The organism is Streptomyces sp. NPDC020192, assembly GCF_044388685.1.
Taxonomy (GTDB): domain Bacteria; phylum Actinomycetota; class Actinomycetes; order Streptomycetales; family Streptomycetaceae; genus Streptomyces.
In genome coordinates this window covers 1-19,456 of record NZ_JBIRXG010000056.1, presented here as the reverse complement: position 1 = coordinate 19,456, position 19,456 = coordinate 1, and the positions used below count along the sequence as shown (strand labels likewise).

Below are 19,456 nucleotides of genomic sequence, written 5' to 3'. Positions count from 1 at the left end.
CCTGGATCATGAACCTCCTCACCGGCCGCATCTTCCGCACCGCCCCCGGAGTGCGTGCCGCGAAACTCTGGTCGCCATTGGAGGAGCACGGCTCCTCTACGCGGCTGAGAGCCCTTGCGGTGCGTTCCCAACGCAGGTGGCCCGAGGCGGCGCGGCGGTGCGCGGCCGGCTGACGTTATGTGGCTCGTCGAGGGTGTCGCAGGGCGCTGGGCAACGGTGAAAGGAACGCTTGCGGTTGCTGTGCGGTCCTGGAGGGGAGTTCAGGCTGATCAGCAGAGGGACCAACCCCTGGCCAGCACGCGTGGCCCCCCATGAGGGGGCCAACCGCATTCTATGGAGAAGCAAAGAATTCGGCCCGGTACTGCCCGGTAGGACCCGTTCCGGTCTACGTTCCCCTCGCGTCCTGTCATGTCACGCTCACCTGTTGTGCAGGACGCTGTGAGTGTCATGCTCCTGACTGCGCGGTTCCACCGCCGCTACGCGCAATCACGGGCCTGCCCATCCAGTGCGATACCCCACGTCAACCGGAGGCAGTACCCCATGCGTGAGTCACACCCGAGCGGGCGGAGACGGAGTCTGCGCAGACTCGTCGCCGTCGCCTTCCCCGCCCTCGCTCTGACCGTCGCCGGATTCACCGCCGCACCGACGGCCGGAGCCCAGCCTGCCGCGCCCCAGCCTCAGACCTCCAAGGTCACGCAGAACAACAAGGCACTGACCGCCCCCGAGCGGCAGACCTACCACTCGACCGGCAAGGCCGGCCAGAAGGTGCCGACCCAGCACCTGTGCGCCACCGCCGAGCCAGGTCATGCGTCCTGTTTCGCCCAGCGCCGCACCGACATCAAGCAGCGGCTCGCCGCCGCCCTCGCCGCCGCGCCCTCCGGCCTCTCGCCGGCCAACCTGCACAGCGCCTACAACCTGCCCACCGCGGCCGGTTCGGGCATGACGGTCGGCATCGTGGATGCCTACAACGACCCCAACGCCGAGTCTGACCTGGGCACTTACCGCTCCACGTACGGCCTGTCGTCCTGCACCAAGGCCAACGGCTGCTTCAAGCAGGTCAGCCAGACCGGGTCCACCACCTCGCTGCCGACCAACGACACCGGCTGGGCCGGCGAAGAGATGCTCGACATCGACATGGTCAGCGCGGTCTGCCCGAACTGCAGCATCATCCTGGTCGAGGCCAACTCCGCGAGCATGGCCGACCTCGGCGCCGCCGAGAACGAGGCCGTGGCACTCGGCGCCAAGTTCGTCTCCAACAGCTGGGGCGGATCCGAGGACTCCTCCCAGACCAGCAACGACACCTCGTACTTCAAGCACCCGGGCGTCGCCATCACTGTCTCCTCCGGTGACTCCGCCTACGGCGCCGAGTACCCGGCGACCTCCCAGTACGTGACCGCCGTCGGCGGCACCGCGCTCACCACCGCCTCCAACTCCCGTGGCTGGAGCGAGTCGGTGTGGCACACCAGCTCCACCGAGGGCACCGGCTCCGGCTGCTCGGCCTACGACCCGAAGCCGAGCTGGCAGACCGACACCGGCTGCTCCAAGCGCATGGAGGCCGACGTCTCCGCGGTCGCCGACCCGGCCACCGGCGTGGCGGTCTACGACACCTTCGGCGGCTCAGGCTGGGCGGTCTACGGCGGCACCAGCGCCAGCTCGCCGATCATCGCCTCGGTCTACGCCCTCGCGGGCACCCCGGGCGCGAGCGACTACCCGGCGAAGTACCCGTACTCCCACACCTCCAACCTGTACGACGTCACCAGCGGCAACAACGGCAGCTGCTCCCCGTCGTACTTCTGCACCGCGGGCACCGGCTACGACGGCCCGACCGGCTGGGGCACCCCGAACGGCACCGCCGCCTTCACCTCCGGCTCCACCGGTGGCAACACGGTGACCGTCACCAACCCCGGCAGCCAGTCGACCACCACCGGAAGCTCGGTCAGCCTGCAGATCAAGGCCACCGACAGCGCGGGCGCGGCCCTCACCTACAGCGCCACGGGCCTGCCGACGGGCCTGTCGATCAACGGCTCCACCGGCCTGATCTCCGGTACGGCGTCCACTGCGGGCACCTACCAGGTCACGGTCACCGCGACCGACTCCACCGGCGCCTCCGGCTCGACCTCCTTCACCTGGACCGTCGGTGGCGGCGGTGGCGGCGGCTGCACCTCCGCCCAGTTGCTGGCCAACCCGGGCTTCGAGTCGGGCAGCACCGGCTGGAGCGCCACCAGTGGTGTCATCACCAACGACACCGGTGAGGCGGCCCACAGCGGCTCGTACTACGCCTGGCTCGACGGCTATGGCTCCTCGCACACCGACACCCTGTCCCAGTCGGTGACGATCCCGGCCGGCTGCAAGGCCACCCTCACCTTCTACCTGCACATCGACACCGCGGAGACCACCACCAGCACCGCGTACGACAAGCTGACCGTGACCGCCGGTTCGACCACCCTGGCGACGTACTCGAACCTCAACCACAACTCCGGGTACGCGCAGAAGACCTTCGACCTGTCCTCGTTCGCGGGCCAGACGGTCACCCTGAAGTTCAACGGCGTGGAGGACTCCTCGCTGCAGACCAGCTTCGTCGTGGACGACACCGCCCTGACGACCGGCTGATCTTCCGGTACGGCCCCGGGTCCCGCACGCGGAAGCCCTCCGCGTGCGGGGTAGGCCGTACCCACCTGCTCGTGGCAGAACGCCACGAGCGGGTGCCGCCGCCCGCCCGCCGTTGAGAGTGGCGGAAGGCGCGTTCGGAACCGGGCACAGATTCGGGCTGCGTCGCTGACGCGCCCGTTGTGAGCCCCTGGCGTGCCGGGTTACCAACTGCTGTTGGTCACGCCAGGGAGCTCGCCCGCGTGGGCCATCTCGCGTACGCGGATGCGGGACAGGCCGAAGGCGCGCAGGTAGCCGCGGGGGCGGCCGTCCACGGAGTCGCGGTTGCGCAGGCGGGTGGCGCTGGCGTCGCGGGGATGCCGGCGCAGTTCCCGCTGGGCGGCGGCGCGGTCCTCGTCGGAGCTTCCGGGGAACGCGATGATCGCCTTCAGTGCGGCGCGGCGCGCGGCGTATCGGGCCACGATGAGGCGCCGCTGCTCGTTCTTCGCGATCTTGCTCTTCTTCGCCATCAGACCTTCCCACCACGGGCGCGGATGCGGGCCACCGCGGCCTCGATGCCGATCGTGTCGACCGTCTTGATGCCCTTGGCGGAGAGGGTGAGTCGGACGTGGCGGCCTTCGCTCGGCAGCCAGTAGCGCTTGCTCTGGATGTTGGGGTCGAAGCGGCGCTTGCTGCGCCGGTGCGAGTGGGAGATGTGGTGGCCGAAGCCGGGCTGTCGGCCGGTGAGTTGGCAGTGGGCGGACATGGCTGTTCCTCCTTGGGGGCGGATGCAGCAGCACACTAGCGTCAGATGAAAATGAAAACCAATCTCTTGTATGGTGCTGTCCATGGCCCGTAACGAACTGCGCCCGATCATCAAGCTGAGGTCCACCGCCGGCACCGGCTACACCTACGTGACCCGCAAGAACCGACGTAACGACCCCGACCGGCTCACCCTGCGCAAGTACGACCCGGTCGCCGGCCGCCACGTCGACTTCCGTGAGGAGCGCTGAGAGCCGTGAAGCCCGGAATCCACCCCGAGTACCGCCCGGTCGTCTTCCGTGACCGGGCCGCCGACTACGCCTTCCTCACCCGGTCCACGGCCACGAGCGACAAGGCCATCGAATGGGAGGACGGCAACACCTACCCGGTCATCGACGTCGAGATCTCCTCGGCGAGCCACCCCTTCTACACCGGCACCCAGCGGGTCCTGGACACCGCGGGGCGGGTCGAGCGCTTCGAGCGCCGGTACGGACATGGACGGAGCAAGCCGTGAACCGGGACGAGGCGCGGCTGCCGGTGGCGATCGTCGCCGGGTTGCACGCCGACGCCCGCCGGGCCGCCGTAGAGCAGATCCTGCGTACGGTCCCCGGCTCGGTCGCACTGCACCACGACCTGACGTCCGCCGTCGACAGCGCGGTGCACCGGACGGTGCGCGACGCCCACGGCCTGCTGGGCAGTGGCGACACACCCCTGGTGAACGACTGCGCGTGCTGCGCGCTGCGCGAGGATCTCGTCCCCGAACTGCTGCGGGTCGCGGGGGAGGGAAGGTACCGGCTGGCCGTCGTGGAACTGTGGGACTCCGTCGAGCCCCAGGCCATGGCCGGAGTCATCGCCGCCGCGGGCGCACCGCTGGCCCTGACCGGGGTCGCCACCGCGGTCGACCCCGCACTCGTCCTGCCGTACCTGTCCAACGGCGACGACCTGGCCGACGTCGGCCTCGCCGCCGCGCCGACCGACCAGCGCACGGTCGCCGACACCTTCGCCCGGCAGCTGGAGTACCCCACGGTGATCGCCCTCGGTGACGACGATTCCTGCGACGAGGTCGCCGACGACACCGACCACGCGCTGCTTGCCCAGCTCACACCAGGCGCACGAAGCGTGCGGGTGGAGAGCGACGGTGCCCTGGGGGCAGCGCTGTTGGCGGGCTTCGACGTGGCAGCGGCCGCCGCCCGTGTGCATCCTGCGTGCGCGCTGCTGCCGCAGTCGTGCGACGAGCACGGTGTGAGCACCTTCGTCTGGCGGCACGAACGGCCCTTCCATCCGCAGCGCCTGTACGCGGCGCTTGAGGACCTGACCTGCGCCGCCGCGCGCAGCCGGGGGCGGTTCTGGCTGGCGGACCGCCCCGACGCCCTGCTGTCCTGGGACGCCGCCGGCGGCGCGCTGTGCGTGGAGTCGGCCGGCCCCTGGCTGGCAGCTCTGCCCGACGCCGCCTGGGAGATGGTGCCCGCCGAGCGCCGTCTCGCCGCCTCCGTGGACTGGCACCCGGAACACGGCGACCGCTGCCAGTACCTCACCTTCACCTCGCCCGGCCTGGACAGGGACGGCCTGTCGGCCCTGCTCGACTCATGTCTGCTCACCGACGACGAGTACGCGGCGGGCAGGGACCGCTGGAAGCAACTCCCGCACGCCTTCGACGACTTGCTCGACCCCGTGACCTGAAGGAGAGGACCGACCTCACCATGCCCCGACGCACCAGCATCCGGCGTCAGACTGCCAAGCGTCAGCGCACCAACCCGCTGGACGCCGCCGGAATCACCTACATCGACTACAAGGACACCGACTTGCTGCGGAAGTTCATCTCCGACCGCGGCAAGATCCGCAGCCGTCGGGTGACCCACGTGACGCGTCAGCAGCAGCGGCAGATAGCGCAGGCCATCAAGAACGCACGCGAGATGGCGCTCCTGCCCTACAGCTCCCGATAGGGCGATGGGCGCCGCGCCTTCCGTTACGCCCTGTACCGATAGCGGATCCGGCCGCGGGTGAGGTCGTAGGGGCTGAGTTCCACGAGCACCCGGTCGTACGGGAGGATCTTGATGCGGTTCTTCCGGATCTTCCCGCTGATGTGGGCGAGCACCGTGTGCCCGTTCTGGAGCTCCACCTTGAAGGTGGCATTGCGCAGGCACTCGATGACGGTGCCTTCGGCTTCTACGCCGCCTGCTGTCTTGGTCATGGTCTCTCACTTCCTTCGTTCTGCGAGGGTGTATTCGGCTTCGCTCGATGCGATGTGGCGGAGCGTCAGCGGCGGACGAGCTCCAGGGTGCCGGCCGCGCGCCGGGCACCGATGCTCTCGAACAGGGCGGTGGCCGCCGCGTTGGACTCGTTCACCTCGGCCCATGCCGAAGCGGTCCCGGAGTGGTGCAGCGAACCCAGCGCGTGGGCCAGCAGCGTCCGGGCGATGCCGCGGCGGTGTCTGTCGGCCCGGACCGCGATCAGCCCGATCCGTGGCTGGCGGGTCAGCGGTGCCACCCGGATGAGTCCCACGTACTGGTCCACGTGCCGCGCCACCGCGTACTTCGATGGGTCGAGCAGGGTGGTGCCCGCCGGGCGTGGCAGCACCTCGGCCGGCATCGTCTGCCATCCGACGGTGGCCTCGACCTCGTCGCGGATGAGGCGGTCCAGGGCGCGCAGCGGGCCCTCGTCCGCCTCACCGGCGGGCACGATCGTCACGTCTGACGGGGGCCGGATCGAGCCGAGCCCGGTGATCTGCGGGTCGGTGGGCACGAGATAGCCCCACTCGCGGCGTGCGGTGGCGAAGCCGGCCCGCTCCCAGGCGGACCTCGAGTCGTGGTCGGTCTCGTCGACGACGGTGTACAGCGGTGTCGGCAGGTCCGCCAGCATCGCGTCGGCAATGCGGTCGAAGACCGCGCCGTGCCACGCGTCGATGCTGACGAAGAGCCGCCCGTCGGGCCGACGCGAAGCGACGCCGCGGCCGACCGTCAGGTCGTCCTCCACGGCGTGCCACTGCGTGTCCGAGACCCGAGTGACCACGACCGGATGGTTGTCCGTGCCCGGAGTGGAATGCACAAAGTTCATAGGTGTTGCCTTTCAGGAGTGCCTTGTTGAGGCGCTCCCGGCGACACCTACGTCAATCGCCCACCGTGACGACATGGGGGAGCACCCACATGGATACAGCCTTCATGGGTCTCACCTCCTCGCGTTCTCTCACGGCTGCCCAGACGTTATCAGCGGGGGCCGGTCAGCCCAACGCATTTATCCGGAGCTCTTGGTGGCCATACCGGGCCGGGCGGCGCCGTGGCTGTGTTCGCCGCCCGGCCCGGGGCCCTCAGGGGCCCGCCACGAGTTCGGGATGCTCATGCTCGCAGGTGTCGTCGATGCCGTAGGTGTCCCAGGTGGGGAACGGGTCCGTGGGCGGCAGGCTCTCGCCGTCGGCCATGAGGCAGTCGGTCAGTGCCGCGTGCAGTGCGTCCGCGTGCAGGTGCGTGCCGATGAAGACCAGTTCCTGGGCGTCCGGGCTGTCGGTGGCGCGTGCAGCGGAGGGCTCGAAGCGTGCGACGGAGCCGGCCTGTGACCACAGGCCCGTCACGTGCGGGCGGCTGGCGAGGGTGAAGAAGCCCTTGGAGCGCAGGATCTGTCCGTATGCGCCGCTGTCGAGTTCCTCGGTCACGAACGTCCACAACCGGTTCGGATGGAAGGGCAGTTCGGAGCGGAAGACGGTTGAGGAGATGCCGTACTCCTCCGTCTCGGGTACGTGGTCGCCGTTGAGCTCCCGCACCCAGCCGGGGGCCTGTTGGGCGCGTTCCAGGTCGAACAGCCGGGTGCCCAGCACGTCGCTCGCCTTCACGCGGCCGTGGACGGCCGGGACGAGACGCGCGGCCGGGTTGAGGCGGGTGAGCGTCGCCCGCAGGCGGTCGGCGGACTCCTCGTCGACAAGGTCGAGCTTGTTGAGGACGATGACGTCGGCGAACTCGATCTGGTCCATCAGCAGGTCGCTGACGGTGCGTTCGTCGTCCTCGTACTGGTCCAGGCCGCGCTCGACGAGTTCGTCGCCGCTTGCCAGCTCGGGCAGGAAGTTCGCGGCGTCCACGACCGTGACCATGGTGTCCAGGCGGGCGAGGTCGCCGAGGGTGGCGCCGTCGTCGCGGGCGAAGGCGAAGGTCGCGGCGACCGGCATGGGTTCGGAGATGCCGGACGACTCGATGAGCAGGTAGTCGAAGCGGCCCTCGCGGGCCAGCCGGTCGACCTCCTGAAGCAGGTCGTCGCGCAGGGTGCAGCAGATGCAGCCGTTGGTCATCTCGACCAGGCGTTCCTCGGTACGCGACAGGGCCGCCTCGCCGCCCCGCACCAGGGCGGCGTCGATGTTGACCTCGCTCATGTCGTTGACGATCACCGCGACACGCAGTCCCTCGCGGTTGCCGAGGACGTGGTTGAGGAGGGTGGTCTTGCCCGCGCCGAGGAATCCGGACAGGACGGTGACGGGCAGGCGGCCGGCGGGGGCGGACGTCATCAACACTCAGCCCTCGGGGCGCAGCAGCCCGCGCTCGTACGCCTTCACCAGCCGCTGAGGCACCAGGTATGACACTCCGTCGACGGTGACCGGCACGAGCGCCGGCGTGCTCGCCTTCCACTGGGCACGGCGGTGGCGGGTGTTGCTGCGGGACATCTTCCGCTTGGGAACAGCCATGGGAGTCCTCCTCGGTGGGGTGGCGAGTAGAGGCTACATGAAAATGAACACCATTACGAAGTGGCTGTAGTTCACGCTTCCCTGAATTCAGGAATCTTTGTATCGTCGACGGTGTGCTGACTGTTGCCTCCGACATCGAGGTCCTCGTTCGGTTTGGCCGGGCGCTCGCCGATCCGATCCGCTGCCGCATCCTGCTCACCCTGCGGGAGGCACCCGCCTATCCCGCCGACCTTGCCGACGCGCTGGACGTCTCGCGCACCAGGCTGTCGAACCACCTGGCATGCCTGCGTGACTGCGGCCTGGTCGTCACCGTCCCCGACGGCCGACGCACCCGCTACGAACTCGCCGACGAGCGCCTCGGCCACGCGCTCGACGATCTGCGCACCGCCGTGGTCGCCGTCGAGGGCGACCGCACGTGCGTTGATGCAGACGACAAGGGGTGCTGCTGACCATGAGCGCAGAGACATCCCTGTCCCTCGGCCCCGACCCGGCCAGGCGCGGCGCACTTGCCCGGCGGATACGGCTGCTGGTCGCCGCGACGATCAGCTACAACGCCGTCGAGGCGGCCGTCGCCCTTACGGCGGGGACCCTGGCTTCGTCCACCGCGCTGATCGGCTTCGGCCTCGACTCCGTCATCGAGGTCTCCTCGGCTGCCACCGTCGCCTGGCAGTTCTCCGCCCGCGAGCACGCGGTGCGCGCCGCCAGGGAGAAGACCGCGTTGCGGATCATCGCACTGTCGTTCTTCGCGCTCGCCGCCTACGTCACCGTCGATGCCGTACGGTCCCTGACCGGTACAGGTGAGGCCACGCGCTCCCTGCCCGGGATCGTGCTGGCTGCCCTTTCGCTCGTGGTCATGCCGGTGCTGTCGGCGGCCCAGCGCCGCGCCGGACGGGAACTCGGCTCCGCGTCGGCCGTGGCCGACTCCAAGCAGACCCTGCTGTGCACCTATTTGTCGGCGGTGCTGCTGGTGGGCCTGGTCGTCAATGCCGTGTCCGGCTGGTCGTGGGCCGATCCGCTGGCGGCCCTGGTCATCGCCGCGGTCGCGGTGAAGGAAGGGCGCGACGCGTGGTGTGGGGAGGGGTGTTGTGCGGTGCTGACGGCCGTTGCACCAGGCGCGCCCGGGCGGAAGACGGATGCCTGCGGCTGTGCTTCGGGGTGCGACTGCTGCCCTTGACGGAGACCAATCCGGAGGAAGTGGTGCCGGGGTTCACCGGGGCTGGTCCGCCGCCTGCCGTCGGCCGCAGTCCGGGCACACCCCGGACAACTCCACCGTGTGCCGGACGTTCGCGAACCCGGAGGTCTGCGCGATGGTGTCGGCCCACTCCTCCACCGGACCGGAGTCGACGGGGCGGCTCAGGCCGCATTCGGTGCAGAGGAGGTAGTGGCGGTGTTCGGGTCCCGGGCGGTAGCGGAAGAGGCGTTCACCGCTGGTGTCGCGCACCATGTCGGCCCGGCCGACGCCGGCCAGGCCGGCCAGCGTGCGGTAGACCGTGGAGAGGCCGACCGGTGAGCCGGCAGCGGCGAGCTGGTTGTGGAGGGCCTGGGCGCCGACGAAGCCCTCGGCCCGGATGAGCGCCTCGACCACGACAGTGCGTTGCTGGGTGAGGCGGCCGATCAGCGTGACGTCGTGCGACGGGGTGGGGGTGCACTGGCGGTCGGGTGCCATCGGGTGCCTTCGCTCATGTGCCGGTGGGGACGGCGGTGTGCGTTCGGGGACCGGGAACCGGGCGTCGTATCAGGAAGGTGGCGGCGTATACGGCCGTGGCGGCGGCCATGATGGCGAAACTGGGCGGCATCCTCGGCACCGCGTACGAGGCGAACAGCCCCGCCCACATCTCCAGCACCGCCAGGCCGGCGGAGAGGGCGAGCGCACGGTAGGGGCGGTCGGTGAGCCGGATCGCGGCGCCCGCGGGAGCGGCGAGCAGGCCGAGCAGGAGCAGGGAACCGACCGCCTGGGTGGCCTCGGCGGCGCTGACCCCGGCCAGGGCGAGGAAGCCGTATCCGAGCAGCCGGACCGGTACCCCACGAGCCGCGGCCACGGCCTCGTCGAGCGTGGCGAACAGCAGCGGCCGGGCGATGAGGACCACCAGCAGGCCGACCCCCGCGGCCACCAGAGCGGCGATGGCCGCGCTGCCGGAGGAGATGCCGAAGATGGAGCCGAACAGCACACTCACCCCGGCGGTGCCGTTCGTGGTGCTGCGCGAGGTGGTGTAGAGGGTGATGAAGAACGCGCCCAGGCCCAGGATCCAGGAGAAGACGCTCCCGATGACCACGTCGTCGGGCCGGGCCTTGCGGCCGAGGGTGCCGAAGAGCAGCGCCATGGCGATGGTGGCGGCGAACAGCCCGAGGCGAAGGTCGGCGCCGAAGGCGAGAGCGGCCATCGCACCGGTGAAGGCGACGTGGCTGAGCGCGTCGCCGGTGAAGACCTGGGCCCGCAGCACCAGGAAGTAGCCGACCAGTCCGCAGGCCGCGGCGATGGCGGTACCGGCGAGGAAGGCGTGCAGGAAGAACGGGTGGGACAACGGGGAGGCGGCGAGCAGGACGGTCATGCGACCACCTCCCTGGCAGCGGGCGTGGCCCCGGCTCGGGTGCGGCTGAGTACCTCGCGCAGCGAGCGCCGGCCCAGCGCGAGCAGGTACCCGGCGAAGGCGATGGTCGTCACGAAGAAGCCCAAGGGGTAGGGGGAGTAGTAAGCGGCGGTCAGCCCGAGCCAGGTCGCGGCGAAGGCCAGCAGGACGGCCAGGGCCAGACTCAACGCCGGGCGGGCGGTGAGGACTTGCGCGGTGGCGGCCGGGATCACCATGAGGGCGAAGACCAGGAGGGTCCCGGTGATCTGGCTCGCCTCGGCGGTGGCCGCGCCGAGCAGGACGAGGAAGACCACCGACAGGGCGCGGACCGGTACCCCGCGCCCGGCGGCGACCTGCGGGTCGACGGAGGCGAACAGCAGCGGCCGTCCAATCAGCGCGAGCACCGCGAGTACCACCGCGCCGACCACCGTCAGCACGGTCACCTGGGAGGAGGTGATGCCCAGGAAGGTGCCGAAGAGGATGGTCTGCGGTCCCTCCAGCAGCCCTCTGTACAGGGCGGTGAACAGGAACCCGGACGCGAGCAGGAACGCCTGCACCGTCCCGGTCAGCGCCGACTCCTCGTGCTCACCGCCGCCGCGCAGGGCCGCGATGACCAGCGCGGCGGCCACGCACAGCGTGAAGTAGCCGTAGACCGCGCTGAACCCGAGCAGCAGCGCCCCGGCGGCGCCGGGGAAGGCGACCGCGGAGACGGTGTGCGCGGCGAACGTCTGCCGCCGCAGCACCACGAACCACCCCACGACCGCGGAGACCACGGCCACGACCGCGCCCGCGCGGAACGCATTCACCATGAACGGGTACGACCACATCTCCTGGAAGTCGGCCAGGAGGTTCCACGACCAGACCGGTGCCGCCGTCTCAGCGAGCGTCATGACCGGTCCCCGGGGTGTCGTGCCGGTCGGTGTGCACCGCGGGCGGCTCCGGCTGGCCCACGACGACCAGCCGGCCGTCCGAGGTCCGCAGTACTTCGACCGGTGTGCCGTACAGCCGGGTCAGTGTCCCGGAGGTGATGACCTCGGTCGGGGTGCCGGTGGCGGCGCCGCCCTCGGCCAGGTACACGACCCGGTCCAGGTGGTGGAGTATCGGATTCACGTCATGGGCGACCATGACCACCGAGACGCCTTCCTCGTGGCAGATGCGCCCGATCAGGGCGGCGACGGCGCTCTGGTTGGGCAGGTCGAGGCTGTCCAAGGGCTCGTCGAGCAGGAGCAGTTCGGGCTTGCGGACCAGGGCCTGGGCGATCAGCAGGCGCTGCTGCTCGCCGCCGGAACACTGCCCGATGGGCCGGTGCGCGTACGCCGTCGCCCCGACCAGCTCGATCACCTCGTCCACCCGCGCGCGGGCGGCCCGCCGACGCTCGCTCGGGAACGGCAGCGGTACTCCCCAGCGGTCGCCGTCCAGGCCCATGCGCACCACATCGATGCCGCGGATGCGCAGGGTGGCGTCGAAGCTGCGGCGCTGCGGCAGGTAGCCGATGCGGTCGTTGGCCTGCCCGGGCCGGGCGCCGAGCACCCGAACCTCGCCGGCCGCCGCGGGCAGGGCGCCGAGCAGGACCTTGATCATGGTGGACTTGCCGACGCCGTTGGGGCCGAGCACGGCGGTGAACTCGCCGGCCCCGATGCGAAGGTCCACCCCCGACCACAGCGTCCGGCCGCCGACCCGCACGGCGGCCCCGCGCAGGGCGACCACCGGATCGCTTCCGGCTCCTGTGGCCGTGTCGTGCCCCCCGCTTCGGCGGCTGGGAACGGTGTGGCCGCTGGTGTGTGTGACGGCATCGCGGGCCTTCGCTATCGGGTTCATGGCTTCAGTTCACTTCCCGGTGGCCTTGGCCAGGGCCTGCTCGATGCCCTGCAGTTGGGTGGTCTGCCACTGCTGGAAGGAGGCCCCGGCGGGGGTGAGGGTCTCGGTCACCGTGGCGACCGGGATGCCCTGCGCCTTGGCGTCCTTTACCTGCGCCTGCACGTCCGGCGTGGAGTTCTGGGAGTTGTAGACGTAGATCTTGATCTGCTTGTTCTTGATCTGCTGGTCGATGGTGGCCTTGTCCTTGGCCGTGGGGTCGGAGCCCTCGCTCATCGCGTCCAGGAACGTCTCCGGGGTGAGCATCTTCAGCCCCAGGCCCTCGGCGAGCGGCGTGACGATGGACTCGGAAGCGCCGATCGGCGTGCCCGCGTACTTCGCCTTGATGTCGGAGATGAGCTTGTTGTAGCCGGCGAGCGTCTTCGTCTCGAAGGTCGTCTTCTGCTGGTCGAAGTACGCCGCGTCGGCCGGGTCGATCTTCTTGTAGTCGGCCGTGATCTTCTCGATGACCTGGTGGACGTCGGCCGGGGAGTACCAGCGGTGCGGGTTGCCGCCCGGCTTGACGCCGACCAGGTCGCCGACCTTCAGCTCGGTGCGCCCGCTGCCGGGGTTGGCGGCCAGCAGCTTGTCGGCCCAGGCGTCGTAGCCGATGCCGTTGACGATCGTGTACTGGGCGCCGGCCACGGTGCGGGCGTCGCCCGCCGTCGGCTCGTAGGCGTGCGGGTCGGTGTCCGGGTTGGTGATGATGCTGGTCACCTTCACGTGGCTGCCGCCGAGCTGGGAGGCGATGCTGCCCCAGAAGTTCTCCGCCGCCACCACCTGGATCGACTTCCCCGAGCCGCTGCCGGTCGCGGCGGTGTCGGTGGTGTGCGAGGAGGAGGTCGAGCAGGCGGTCGCCGTCACGGCCGTCAGGGCGGCCGTCGCGGTGACCAGTGCGATCCTCGCGGTCGGCCGGGCGGAACGGGAGGCGGGGGCGGTGGACATGCGGGAGCTCCTTCGGGCGATGCCGGGCGCGCTACGGACACGCGCCGGCTGCGTGGCGACACCTTCGACGCTAGATGGAAATGATTTTCAGATCAATGCCAGATGAAAACCGTTGCCATCTTTTGACCGGGCGTGCGACTGCTCCGGGGCTGCGCAGGGAGGGGGTGCGGCGGATGCCGTCGGGACAAGCCTTGGCGGCCGTCGCTCACGAGGACCGGGTGTCCTGGATGGGCGACGGCCGCCAAGGGGGCGACGTGGGCGGCCTGACTGCCGAACGCCGGTTCCGGCAGGCGGCGGTCGCGAGCGGCCAGTGGTTCAGCAGTCGCGGAACTCCGGCGACTGGTTGAGGATCTGCGCCCGGAGCGAGGTGAAGCGGGTGTGGGTGTCGCCGCCGCGTGCCTCGGGGTGGAAGGCGGCGACGCGGTGGCAGTTCTGGAAGGCGAGGGCGATGCCGAAGTGGCGTTCCAGGCTGCTCCGGATGGCGTCGCTGGACAGGGCGCGCAGCAGCTGGCCGCGCTCTGTCTCGGAGGGCGGCGGGGTCTGGTTGTCGGCGAACTCCGCGGTGCCGGAGCGCAGTTCCTCCGCGAGGCGGGCGATGAGGTCGTAGGCGTACGGCAGGGAGGTGCGCACCGTTTCCACGAAGTCCTGCTCCTGCACCTCGCCGTTCTCGGCTTCGGCGAGGAGCTGCGGGGAGACGTCGAGTGACATGAAGGGCTGTCCTGTTCTCTTGCTCTGGGTTCTGGTCTTGGGGAGTGGGGGTCAGGCGAAGGCGGTCAGTGATGCGGGGCCGTGCCGGAAGTCCGGGTCGACCTGAGTGGCGAGGTCCTGGCCGGTGGCCTCGTCGGCCCAGGCGGCGGCGTTGCGCAGGTGGAAGTCCACGGCGTGCGTCTGGAAGGCCGCCCAGTCCTTGGGGCGGGCGTCCACGGCCGCGCGCAGCAGGTCCAGGGTGCGGGTGTTGTGCGGCTCCAGCTCGCCGTGGCCGCGGCCCTGTTCTTGCGCGCGCACGTAGGGGGACTGCGCGCAGTGCGCGAGCAGATCGTCGCCGACGTGCTCCTTGAGGAAGAGCAGGTCGTCCTCGCCGGTGACCTTGTTGCCGACGACGGCGATCGGGATGCCGAACTCGGCCGCGTGATCGCGGTACTGGCGGTACACCGAGACGCTCTTGCGGGTCGGCTCGACGACCAGGAACGTCATGTCGAAGCGGGTGAACAGGCCGGAGGCGAAGGCGTCGGCGCCGGCGGTCATGTCGACGACGACGTACTCGCCGGGGCCGTCCACGAGGTGGTTCAGGTACAGCTCGACCGCGCCGAGCTTGGAGTGGTAGCAGGCCACTCCGAGGTCGCTCTCGTCGAAGGCGCCGGTCACCATGAGCGGTACGCCGCCGACCTCTTGGACGTGGTGGCCGTGGATCTCGTCGTCGCCGAGCAGCCGCAGCAGCCGGGAGCCGCGTCCGGGCGGGGTTGTCTTGACCATGGCCTCGCGGGACGGGATCCGCGGATTGGTGCCCCGCAGGTAGTCCTTGATCTCGCCGGTGCGCGCGCTGAGCGGCGGGGCGGCGAAGAACTCGTCCTCGTTGAGACCCAGGGCGTGGGCCAGGTGCTGGTTGATGTCGCCGTCGATCGCGACGACCGGCGCACCCGAGTGCGCCAGGTGACGGGAGAAGAGGGCCGACAGGGTCGTCTTGCCGCTGCCGCCCTTGCCGACGAAGGCAACACGCATGGCTAACCGCCCACCCCTCTATTGAAAATGGATGTCATGAGCATAGGCTGGTGGTGCGGCCAGGTGCTGTCAAATCCCCGGTGCGACAACTTGTTGGCCGCTGCGGCGGGTTGGGCCCGCGCAGCGGCCAGCAGGGGATCTCTTTCACTCATACGGAGGAAACACGGAGATGAGCGATACCGCCGGCGACCGTCAGAGCCGCCCTTTCACCCTTGCCGTCTGCGGCTCATGCCCTGCCGCCGCGAGGGGAGGGGCCATGAACGGGCTGCGTCACGCGGTCCGTGAGTGCCCGCACGCGGTGATGGTCTCCACCGGTTGCCTGGGAAGGTGCTGCATTGCCAAGGCGGCCGCGGGCTGCACGGCGCTGTGCAGCCCTGCGGGATCGACCGCAGGCCCACTGGGATGGTGGTACGCCTCGGCCCGCTGGTGACAGAAACCGACGTCGAGGCGGTCGGGGCGTGGCTGCGGGCCGGCATGCCCGACGACGGCACATTGCCGGACCGGCTCCGCGCGGCCCCGGCGCCCCAGCAGGTCGCCGACCTCAATTGACGGGCTGGTCGCGTACGCCGAGGCGGAGGTGCTCGATGTGGTGGACGGCCTGGTCGAGGAGCTGGGCGACGTGGTCGTCGTAGAGGCTGTAGACGATGCGACGGCCGTCGCGACGGCCGGTGACCAGGCCCAGGGCGCGCAGCAGGCGCAGTTGGTGGGAGACGGCGGACTGTTCCATGCCGACGGCGGCGGCGAGTTCGCCGACCGGGTAGGGCCGTTGCCGCAGGGCGGTGAGGATCAGCAGGCGGGACGGTGTGGCCAGGGCCTGGAGCGTGGTGGCGACGGAGGCGGCGGTGGCTTCGTCGAGCCGGGCGGCCGCGAGGACGTCGCGGCCGCCCGGCTCGAGGTCATCGGCGTGCACGGGCGCGGGCCTCGCGCGGTGGGCGGATGAGCTGGAGGGCCAGGGCGGCGGGCGGTTCGGCGATGCCGGGTCCGCCTTGGGCTGCCCAGCGCAGCAGGTCGTCGGTGCTGTCGTCGTCCATGGCGAAGCCGACCCAGACGGCGCGGCCTCCGGCCCGGCGCCCGGCGGTGGAGGGCTGGACGACGATGACGTTGGCCTGGTCGCAGGGGCCGAGGCAGTCCGTCGTACGGAGGCGGAAGCCGTGTTCCGCCGCGCCGGCGCGCAGCCGGTCCAGTTGCCAGGCGTGGTCGGTGCCGGGGTGCTTGCGCGGGTTGCCACAGCAGCAGCCCCGGCACACGACGAGCGTGCAGGGGCGGGGAGCGGCCGCCCGGATCACAGACCGGTTCACAGCGCGGTCCGGGACGGCACGCCGTACGTCTGGATCCGGCCGTCCCGCCAGGCGACGGCCAGCAGATGGGGGTCCGCCCAGGCCAGCGCCGCGACCGCCGCGCCTGTGCCGTCCAGTTGGCGCACCGGGCGCAGGCGCGACTGTGGCCGCCCGGCGGTTGCGTGCCACAGGGCTACGGTGCCGTCGGCGCCGCCGCTGGCGAGGTGCCCGGCCGTGCCCGGACGCCAGGTGAGCGCGGTGACCGTCTCGTGGCAGCGCAGGGAGCGCGGTGCCGTGCCCTCCGGGCCCTTGCCGGAGAAGTCCCAGACGGTCACGTCGGGTGCGCCGTCGGCGGCCAGCCAGAAGCCGGTGTCGTCGAAGGCGAGGCGGGAGACCTTCTCCGGATAGCCCGACATGGTCAGCTCGCCGCCGTCGCGGGCACGCCAGATATGGATGGAGGCGTCCTGGTTGCCGCTGCAGATCCACCTCCCCGTGGGTGCGACGGCGAGTGCGAGGTGGGAGCCTACGTAGGGGTAGGTGGCGACCGGTTTCTCGGTGTGCCGTTCGTGGCAGCGCACGGCGCCGTACGCCGCCACGGCCAGGCGCCGTCCCTGCCGCATCCAGGCGAGGTCGGTGACGGTGGACGCGGCGGGTTCCGTGCGCCACAACTCGTCGCCGTCCGTGTCGAGTACGAGCGCGCGGCGGCCGGAGGCGACCGCGACCCGGGTGCTGTCGGCCCAGGCGGCGGCGGCCGACCAGGCACCGGACTCCCGCACCGTCGTACGCCCGTCGGAGCGGCGCCACAGGGCGTACCCCAGGGGGCCGGTCGCCACCACGTGCCCGGCATCCGGGGAGAGCGCGACCGCGAGTGCGCCTCCGGGAAGGTCGAACGCCTCGATCTCGGCGCCCATCGCCGCGTCGAGGACCTTCACGGTCCCCTCGGCCCCGGCGACGGCGACCAGATCACCCCGCGCACTCAGCGCGACGGGTGCGTCGTCGACGCCGGCCTCCCAGGCGAGCGGGGACTGAACCGTCGTACTCACGCGGCCGCTCCCGCCGTGGCCAGGCAGTCGGCGAAGCCGCGTTCAAGGGCCTCGCGGTCGAGGTTGCGGCCGATGAACACCAGCTTGTTCGTGCGGGGTTCGCCCTCGCGCCAGTCGCGTCCGAAGGTGCCGTCCAGCAGCATGTGGACGCCCTGGAAGACGTACTGCTTGGGCGCTCCGGTGATGGCCAGGATGCCCTTGGAGCGGAAGAGGTCGACGCCCTTGGTGCGCAGCAACTGGCCGAGCCAGGCGTTGAGCCGGTCCTCGTCCAGCTCCCCGGTCAGCTCGATGCCGACCGAGGTGACGGTGGTGTCGTGCTGGTGCTCGGTCTCGGTGAGGAAGGCGGGGTCGTCGGCGAGCACCCGCTCCAGGTCGAACGCGCCCACGTCCAGGACTTCGTGGAGATTGATGCGTGCGTGCTGTGCGGGGATGATCCGCACTCCGCCGTTGATGGCCCGGATGCGGCGCACGACCTGTCCGATGGTCTCCTCGTCGGCCAGGTCGGTCTTGTTGAGGACGACCCGGTCGGCGAAGGCGATCTGCTCGACGGCCTCGTTCTCCACGCCCTCCGGCTTGACCTCGTCCAGGTGCTGGAGCACATGGGCGGCGTCGACGAGGGTGACGATGGCGTCCAGCCGCAGCTGGGCGGCGATCTCGTCGTCCATGAAGAAGGTCTGCGCGACGGGCGCGGGGTCGGCCAGTCCGGTGGTCTCGATGAGGATGTGGTCGAACTTCTCGCGGCGCCGCATCAGCGCGCCCAGGATGCGGATGAGATCTCCGCGCACGGTGCAGCAGATGCAGCCGTTGTTCATCTCGAAGATCTCTTCCTCGGCGTCGAGGACGAGGGCGTCGTCGATGCCGACCTCGCCGAACTCGTTCTCGATGACCGCGATCCTCATGCCGTGGTTCTCGGTGAGGATGCGGTTGAGGAGGGTGGTCTTGCCGGAGCCGAGGAAGCCGGTCAGGACGGTGACGGGCACACGCTCATCGCACGGCTCTTCGGTTACGGGGGTGGTCAAGTCGGTCTCCTAGTCGTGCTGTTCAGCGGCGAGGAGGGCGGCCCGCAGGTCGTCCTCGGTGATCTGGTCGGCGGGGCGGTGCAGCGTCCAGCGGCGGGCGTCGCCCTCCATCGGCAGCACGACGACGACCGTTTCCAATGGCGGGCAGCCCGGTTCGGTGCAGGCGAGCTGGCGGATCATGACGGCGGTGTCGTCGTCGAGACCGAGCAGGGCACGCACGGTCTCCTTCAGCTTGCGCAGCTGCGGACTGGGCCCCGGAGGCCCGGGCCGCGATCCCAGTGGCATGGCTGTTCCTCTCCTCCCTCTCCGTCCCCGGACGGCCGGCCTCCGTCGGTGTGGGGCAGACAGTCGGCGCAGACGCCGGTGAGTTCGACGGTGTGCTCCACCGCGGTGAAGCCGGTCGCGGCGGCGATCCGGCCCGCCCACTCCTCCACAACCTCGGAGTCCACCGTCCGGCTGCGGCCGCAGCCGCGGCACATCAGGTAGTGGCGGTGCCCGTCGGCCGGGCGCAGCCGGTACAGCCGCCCGCCGGTCTCGTCGCGTACGACGTCCACACCGCCGTCCGCCTCCAGCTCGCGCAGGGCGCGGTAGACGGTGGTCAGGCCGATCGCGTGGTCGCCGGCCACCAGAAGGGCGTACAAGTCCTGGGCCGACACGAAGTCCTGGCAGCCCGCGAGTACGTGCGTGACGGCCTTGCGCTGTCGGGTCATCCGGCCGCCCATGGCGCATCACCCCCTGTGGCTCGTGCCGGGTCGGCACGCTCCACCGTAGATGGAAATGAAATCCATGTCCATATGAACGCCCAGTCATGTGCGGCTTGGTTGACGACACCTGGTTCAGCAGTGCTGCCGGGGCAATCGGACGGCAGGTCCTTGCGGGTGTGGGCTGTCAGACCAGTGCCTTTGGAACGGTGGATTGTGACGGGAGCCTCCCGGTGAAGCACCTCCCGGATTCCCGGCCCGTGTCGATAATGACCTTGTGCGCTCGCTAGCCAGGAAATCCGTCTTGCCCCTGACGCTGG

The 19,456-nt window shown here is 70.5% G+C and carries 27 protein-coding genes; 8 read left to right on the top strand and 19 right to left on the bottom strand.

The genetic code is table 11. The annotated features are described in order from the left end of the window. The first annotated feature begins 540 nt into the window (after positions 1-540). Positions 541-2,610 (top strand): putative Ig domain-containing protein, encoded by a 2,070-nt coding sequence (locus tag ACH47Z_RS44415; RefSeq protein WP_399085445.1) that lies wholly within the window; start codon positions 541-543, stop codon positions 2,608-2,610. A gap of 200 nt (positions 2,611-2,810) precedes the next feature. On the opposite strand, the gene rpsN is transcribed toward ACH47Z_RS44415, so the two are convergent. Continuing rightward, positions 2,811-3,116, bottom strand: coding sequence for a 30S ribosomal protein S14 (gene rpsN / locus ACH47Z_RS44410; RefSeq protein WP_351204439.1), 306 nt, complete (start codon positions 3,114-3,116; stop codon positions 2,811-2,813). Beyond that, positions 3,116-3,352 (bottom strand): 50S ribosomal protein L28, encoded by a 237-nt coding sequence (gene rpmB / locus ACH47Z_RS44405; RefSeq protein ID WP_020937821.1) that lies wholly within the window; start codon positions 3,350-3,352, stop codon positions 3,116-3,118. Before rpmB ends, rpsN begins: the two co-directional genes overlap by 1 nt. An 82-nt stretch (positions 3,353-3,434) precedes the next feature. Between rpmB and rpmG the strand changes: the two genes are divergently transcribed. The 4 genes from rpmG to rpsR are packed head-to-tail and all read left to right on the top strand — an operon-like array spanning position 3,435 to position 5,291. Then, positions 3,435-3,599, top strand: coding sequence for a 50S ribosomal protein L33 (rpmG, locus tag ACH47Z_RS44400; RefSeq protein WP_017949758.1), 165 nt, complete (start codon positions 3,435-3,437; stop codon positions 3,597-3,599). Positions 3,600-3,604: 5 nt separating this feature from the next. Beyond that, a complete protein-coding gene (locus tag ACH47Z_RS44395) occupies positions 3,605-3,862 on the top strand; it encodes a type B 50S ribosomal protein L31 (protein ID WP_399085440.1) in 258 nt (85 codons plus the stop codon). After that, a complete protein-coding gene (locus ACH47Z_RS44390; RefSeq protein WP_399085436.1) occupies positions 3,859-5,028 on the top strand; it encodes a CobW family GTP-binding protein in 1,170 nt (389 codons plus the stop codon). Before ACH47Z_RS44395 ends, ACH47Z_RS44390 begins: the two co-directional genes overlap by 4 nt. A 20-nt stretch (positions 5,029-5,048) precedes the next feature. Then, positions 5,049-5,291, top strand: coding sequence for a 30S ribosomal protein S18 (gene rpsR / locus ACH47Z_RS44385; RefSeq protein WP_399085433.1), 243 nt, complete (start codon positions 5,049-5,051; stop codon positions 5,289-5,291). A 23-nt stretch (positions 5,292-5,314) separates the two neighbouring features. Here rpsR and infA read toward each other — a convergent pair whose 3' ends face one another. From infA to rpmF, 4 genes are all read right to left on the bottom strand, one after another. After that, positions 5,315-5,539: a translation initiation factor IF-1 gene (gene infA, locus ACH47Z_RS44380; RefSeq protein WP_161297572.1), complete on the bottom strand. Its 225-nt coding sequence runs from the start codon at positions 5,537-5,539 to the stop codon at positions 5,315-5,317. Between the two features lie 65 nt (positions 5,540-5,604). Further along, positions 5,605-6,402 carry a GNAT family N-acetyltransferase gene (locus ACH47Z_RS44375; protein ID WP_399085430.1) on the bottom strand — a complete coding sequence of 266 codons (798 nt, stop codon included), beginning with the start codon at positions 6,400-6,402 and terminating at the stop codon, positions 5,605-5,607. Between the two features lie 250 nt (positions 6,403-6,652). Next, positions 6,653-7,834 (bottom strand): GTP-binding protein, encoded by a 1,182-nt coding sequence (locus tag ACH47Z_RS44370; RefSeq protein ID WP_399085426.1) that lies wholly within the window; start codon positions 7,832-7,834, stop codon positions 6,653-6,655. Positions 7,835-7,840: 6 nt separating this feature from the next. After that, on the bottom strand, positions 7,841-8,011 hold the full coding sequence (gene rpmF, locus ACH47Z_RS44365; RefSeq protein ID WP_351204455.1) for a 50S ribosomal protein L32: 171 nt from the start codon (positions 8,009-8,011) through the stop codon (positions 7,841-7,843). A gap of 113 nt (positions 8,012-8,124) precedes the next feature. Between rpmF and ACH47Z_RS44360 the strand changes: the two genes are divergently transcribed. Both ACH47Z_RS44360 and ACH47Z_RS44355 read left to right on the top strand, forming a co-directional pair. Then, a complete protein-coding gene (locus ACH47Z_RS44360) occupies positions 8,125-8,460 on the top strand; it encodes a helix-turn-helix transcriptional regulator (RefSeq protein ID WP_225095840.1) in 336 nt (111 codons plus the stop codon). A 2-nt stretch (positions 8,461-8,462) separates the two neighbouring features. Then, positions 8,463-9,185, top strand: coding sequence for a cation transporter (locus tag ACH47Z_RS44355; RefSeq protein ID WP_399085421.1), 723 nt, complete (start codon positions 8,463-8,465; stop codon positions 9,183-9,185). A 33-nt stretch (positions 9,186-9,218) separates the two neighbouring features. On the opposite strand, the gene ACH47Z_RS44350 is transcribed toward ACH47Z_RS44355, so the two are convergent. From ACH47Z_RS44350 to ACH47Z_RS44320, 7 genes are all read right to left on the bottom strand, one after another. After that, a complete protein-coding gene (locus tag ACH47Z_RS44350) occupies positions 9,219-9,677 on the bottom strand; it encodes a Fur family transcriptional regulator (protein WP_399085418.1) in 459 nt (152 codons plus the stop codon). Between the two features lie 13 nt (positions 9,678-9,690). Next, complete coding sequence (locus ACH47Z_RS44345) at positions 9,691-10,560, bottom strand: metal ABC transporter permease (RefSeq protein ID WP_399085415.1); 870 nt, start codon at positions 10,558-10,560, stop codon at positions 9,691-9,693. Further along, positions 10,557-11,468, bottom strand: a complete 912-nt coding sequence (locus ACH47Z_RS44340; RefSeq protein ID WP_399085412.1) for a metal ABC transporter permease — start codon at positions 11,466-11,468, stop codon at positions 10,557-10,559. Before ACH47Z_RS44340 ends, ACH47Z_RS44345 begins: the two co-directional genes overlap by 4 nt. Then, positions 11,455-12,396 carry a metal ABC transporter ATP-binding protein gene (locus ACH47Z_RS44335; RefSeq protein WP_399085409.1) on the bottom strand — a complete coding sequence of 314 codons (942 nt, stop codon included), beginning with the start codon at positions 12,394-12,396 and terminating at the stop codon, positions 11,455-11,457. Before ACH47Z_RS44335 ends, ACH47Z_RS44340 begins: the two co-directional genes overlap by 14 nt. A gap of 9 nt (positions 12,397-12,405) precedes the next feature. After that, on the bottom strand, positions 12,406-13,377 hold the full coding sequence (locus ACH47Z_RS44330; protein WP_399085406.1) for a metal ABC transporter solute-binding protein, Zn/Mn family: 972 nt from the start codon (positions 13,375-13,377) through the stop codon (positions 12,406-12,408). A gap of 315 nt (positions 13,378-13,692) precedes the next feature. After that, positions 13,693-14,085: an SCO5389 family protein gene (locus ACH47Z_RS44325; protein WP_399085403.1), complete on the bottom strand. Its 393-nt coding sequence runs from the start codon at positions 14,083-14,085 to the stop codon at positions 13,693-13,695. Between the two features lie 51 nt (positions 14,086-14,136). After that, a complete protein-coding gene (locus ACH47Z_RS44320; protein ID WP_399085400.1) occupies positions 14,137-15,096 on the bottom strand; it encodes an adenylyl-sulfate kinase in 960 nt (319 codons plus the stop codon). Positions 15,097-15,498: 402 nt separating this feature from the next. Between ACH47Z_RS44320 and ACH47Z_RS44315 the strand changes: the two genes are divergently transcribed. After that, a complete protein-coding gene (locus tag ACH47Z_RS44315) occupies positions 15,499-15,645 on the top strand; it encodes a hypothetical protein (protein WP_399085397.1) in 147 nt (48 codons plus the stop codon). Here the strand turns inward: ACH47Z_RS44315 and ACH47Z_RS44310 are convergent. From ACH47Z_RS44310 to ACH47Z_RS44285, 6 genes are read right to left on the bottom strand one after another with little or no spacing between them, the layout of a single operon-like run. Beyond that, the gene (locus tag ACH47Z_RS44310) at positions 15,638-16,006 is read right to left on the bottom strand and encodes an ArsR/SmtB family transcription factor (RefSeq protein ID WP_399085394.1); all 369 of its coding nucleotides are present in this window, start codon (positions 16,004-16,006) and stop codon (positions 15,638-15,640) included. The genes ACH47Z_RS44315 and ACH47Z_RS44310 overlap by 8 nt on opposite strands. Then, on the bottom strand, positions 15,993-16,394 hold the full coding sequence (locus ACH47Z_RS44305; RefSeq protein WP_399085391.1) for a (2Fe-2S) ferredoxin domain-containing protein: 402 nt from the start codon (positions 16,392-16,394) through the stop codon (positions 15,993-15,995). Before ACH47Z_RS44305 ends, ACH47Z_RS44310 begins: the two co-directional genes overlap by 14 nt. Then, a complete protein-coding gene (locus tag ACH47Z_RS44300) occupies positions 16,391-17,416 on the bottom strand; it encodes a WD40 repeat domain-containing protein (RefSeq protein ID WP_399085388.1) in 1,026 nt (341 codons plus the stop codon). The genes ACH47Z_RS44305 and ACH47Z_RS44300 overlap by 4 nt, the downstream gene beginning before the upstream one ends. Further along, the gene (locus ACH47Z_RS44295; RefSeq protein ID WP_399085385.1) at positions 17,413-18,435 is read right to left on the bottom strand and encodes a CobW family GTP-binding protein; all 1,023 of its coding nucleotides are present in this window, start codon (positions 18,433-18,435) and stop codon (positions 17,413-17,415) included. Before ACH47Z_RS44295 ends, ACH47Z_RS44300 begins: the two co-directional genes overlap by 4 nt. 9 nt (positions 18,436-18,444) lie before the next feature. Then, a complete protein-coding gene (locus ACH47Z_RS44290; protein WP_399085382.1) occupies positions 18,445-18,654 on the bottom strand; it encodes a hypothetical protein in 210 nt (69 codons plus the stop codon). Between the two features lie 8 nt (positions 18,655-18,662). Further along, positions 18,663-19,145: a Fur family transcriptional regulator gene (locus ACH47Z_RS44285; protein ID WP_399085379.1), complete on the bottom strand. Its 483-nt coding sequence runs from the start codon at positions 19,143-19,145 to the stop codon at positions 18,663-18,665. Positions 19,146-19,456 lie beyond the last annotated feature (311 nt).

Bases quoted from the DNA above. Each gene is read 5' to 3' on its own strand.
- ACH47Z_RS44320 (WP_399085400.1), bottom strand. From the start codon at position 15,096: ATGCGTGTTGCCTTCGTCGGCAAGGGCGGCAGCGGCAAGACGACCCTG.
- rpmF (WP_351204455.1), bottom strand. From the start codon at position 8,011: ATGGCTGTTCCCAAGCGGAAGATGTCCCGCAGCAACACCCGCCACCGC.
- ACH47Z_RS44415 (WP_399085445.1), top strand. From the start codon at position 541: ATGCGTGAGTCACACCCGAGCGGGCGGAGACGGAGTCTGCGCAGACTC.
- rpmG (WP_017949758.1), top strand. From the start codon at position 3,435: ATGGCCCGTAACGAACTGCGCCCGATCATCAAGCTGAGGTCCACCGCC.
- ACH47Z_RS44370 (WP_399085426.1), bottom strand. From the start codon at position 7,834: ATGACGTCCGCCCCCGCCGGCCGCCTGCCCGTCACCGTCCTGTCCGGA.
- ACH47Z_RS44335 (WP_399085409.1), bottom strand. From the start codon at position 12,396: ATGAACCCGATAGCGAAGGCCCGCGATGCCGTCACACACACCAGCGGC.
- ACH47Z_RS44340 (WP_399085412.1), bottom strand. From the start codon at position 11,468: ATGACGCTCGCTGAGACGGCGGCACCGGTCTGGTCGTGGAACCTCCTG.
- ACH47Z_RS44345 (WP_399085415.1), bottom strand. From the start codon at position 10,560: ATGACCGTCCTGCTCGCCGCCTCCCCGTTGTCCCACCCGTTCTTCCTG.
- infA (WP_161297572.1), bottom strand. From the start codon at position 5,539: ATGACCAAGACAGCAGGCGGCGTAGAAGCCGAAGGCACCGTCATCGAG.
- rpsN (WP_351204439.1), bottom strand. From the start codon at position 3,116: ATGGCGAAGAAGAGCAAGATCGCGAAGAACGAGCAGCGGCGCCTCATC.
- ACH47Z_RS44325 (WP_399085403.1), bottom strand. From the start codon at position 14,085: ATGTCACTCGACGTCTCCCCGCAGCTCCTCGCCGAAGCCGAGAACGGC.
- ACH47Z_RS44315 (WP_399085397.1), top strand. From the start codon at position 15,499: ATGGTGGTACGCCTCGGCCCGCTGGTGACAGAAACCGACGTCGAGGCG.
- ACH47Z_RS44355 (WP_399085421.1), top strand. From the start codon at position 8,463: ATGAGCGCAGAGACATCCCTGTCCCTCGGCCCCGACCCGGCCAGGCGC.
- ACH47Z_RS44375 (WP_399085430.1), bottom strand. From the start codon at position 6,402: ATGAACTTTGTGCATTCCACTCCGGGCACGGACAACCATCCGGTCGTG.
- rpsR (WP_399085433.1), top strand. From the start codon at position 5,049: ATGCCCCGACGCACCAGCATCCGGCGTCAGACTGCCAAGCGTCAGCGC.
- ACH47Z_RS44350 (WP_399085418.1), bottom strand. From the start codon at position 9,677: ATGGCACCCGACCGCCAGTGCACCCCCACCCCGTCGCACGACGTCACG.
- ACH47Z_RS44285 (WP_399085379.1), bottom strand. From the start codon at position 19,145: ATGACCCGACAGCGCAAGGCCGTCACGCACGTACTCGCGGGCTGCCAG.
- ACH47Z_RS44330 (WP_399085406.1), bottom strand. From the start codon at position 13,377: ATGTCCACCGCCCCCGCCTCCCGTTCCGCCCGGCCGACCGCGAGGATC.
- rpmB (WP_020937821.1), bottom strand. From the start codon at position 3,352: ATGTCCGCCCACTGCCAACTCACCGGCCGACAGCCCGGCTTCGGCCAC.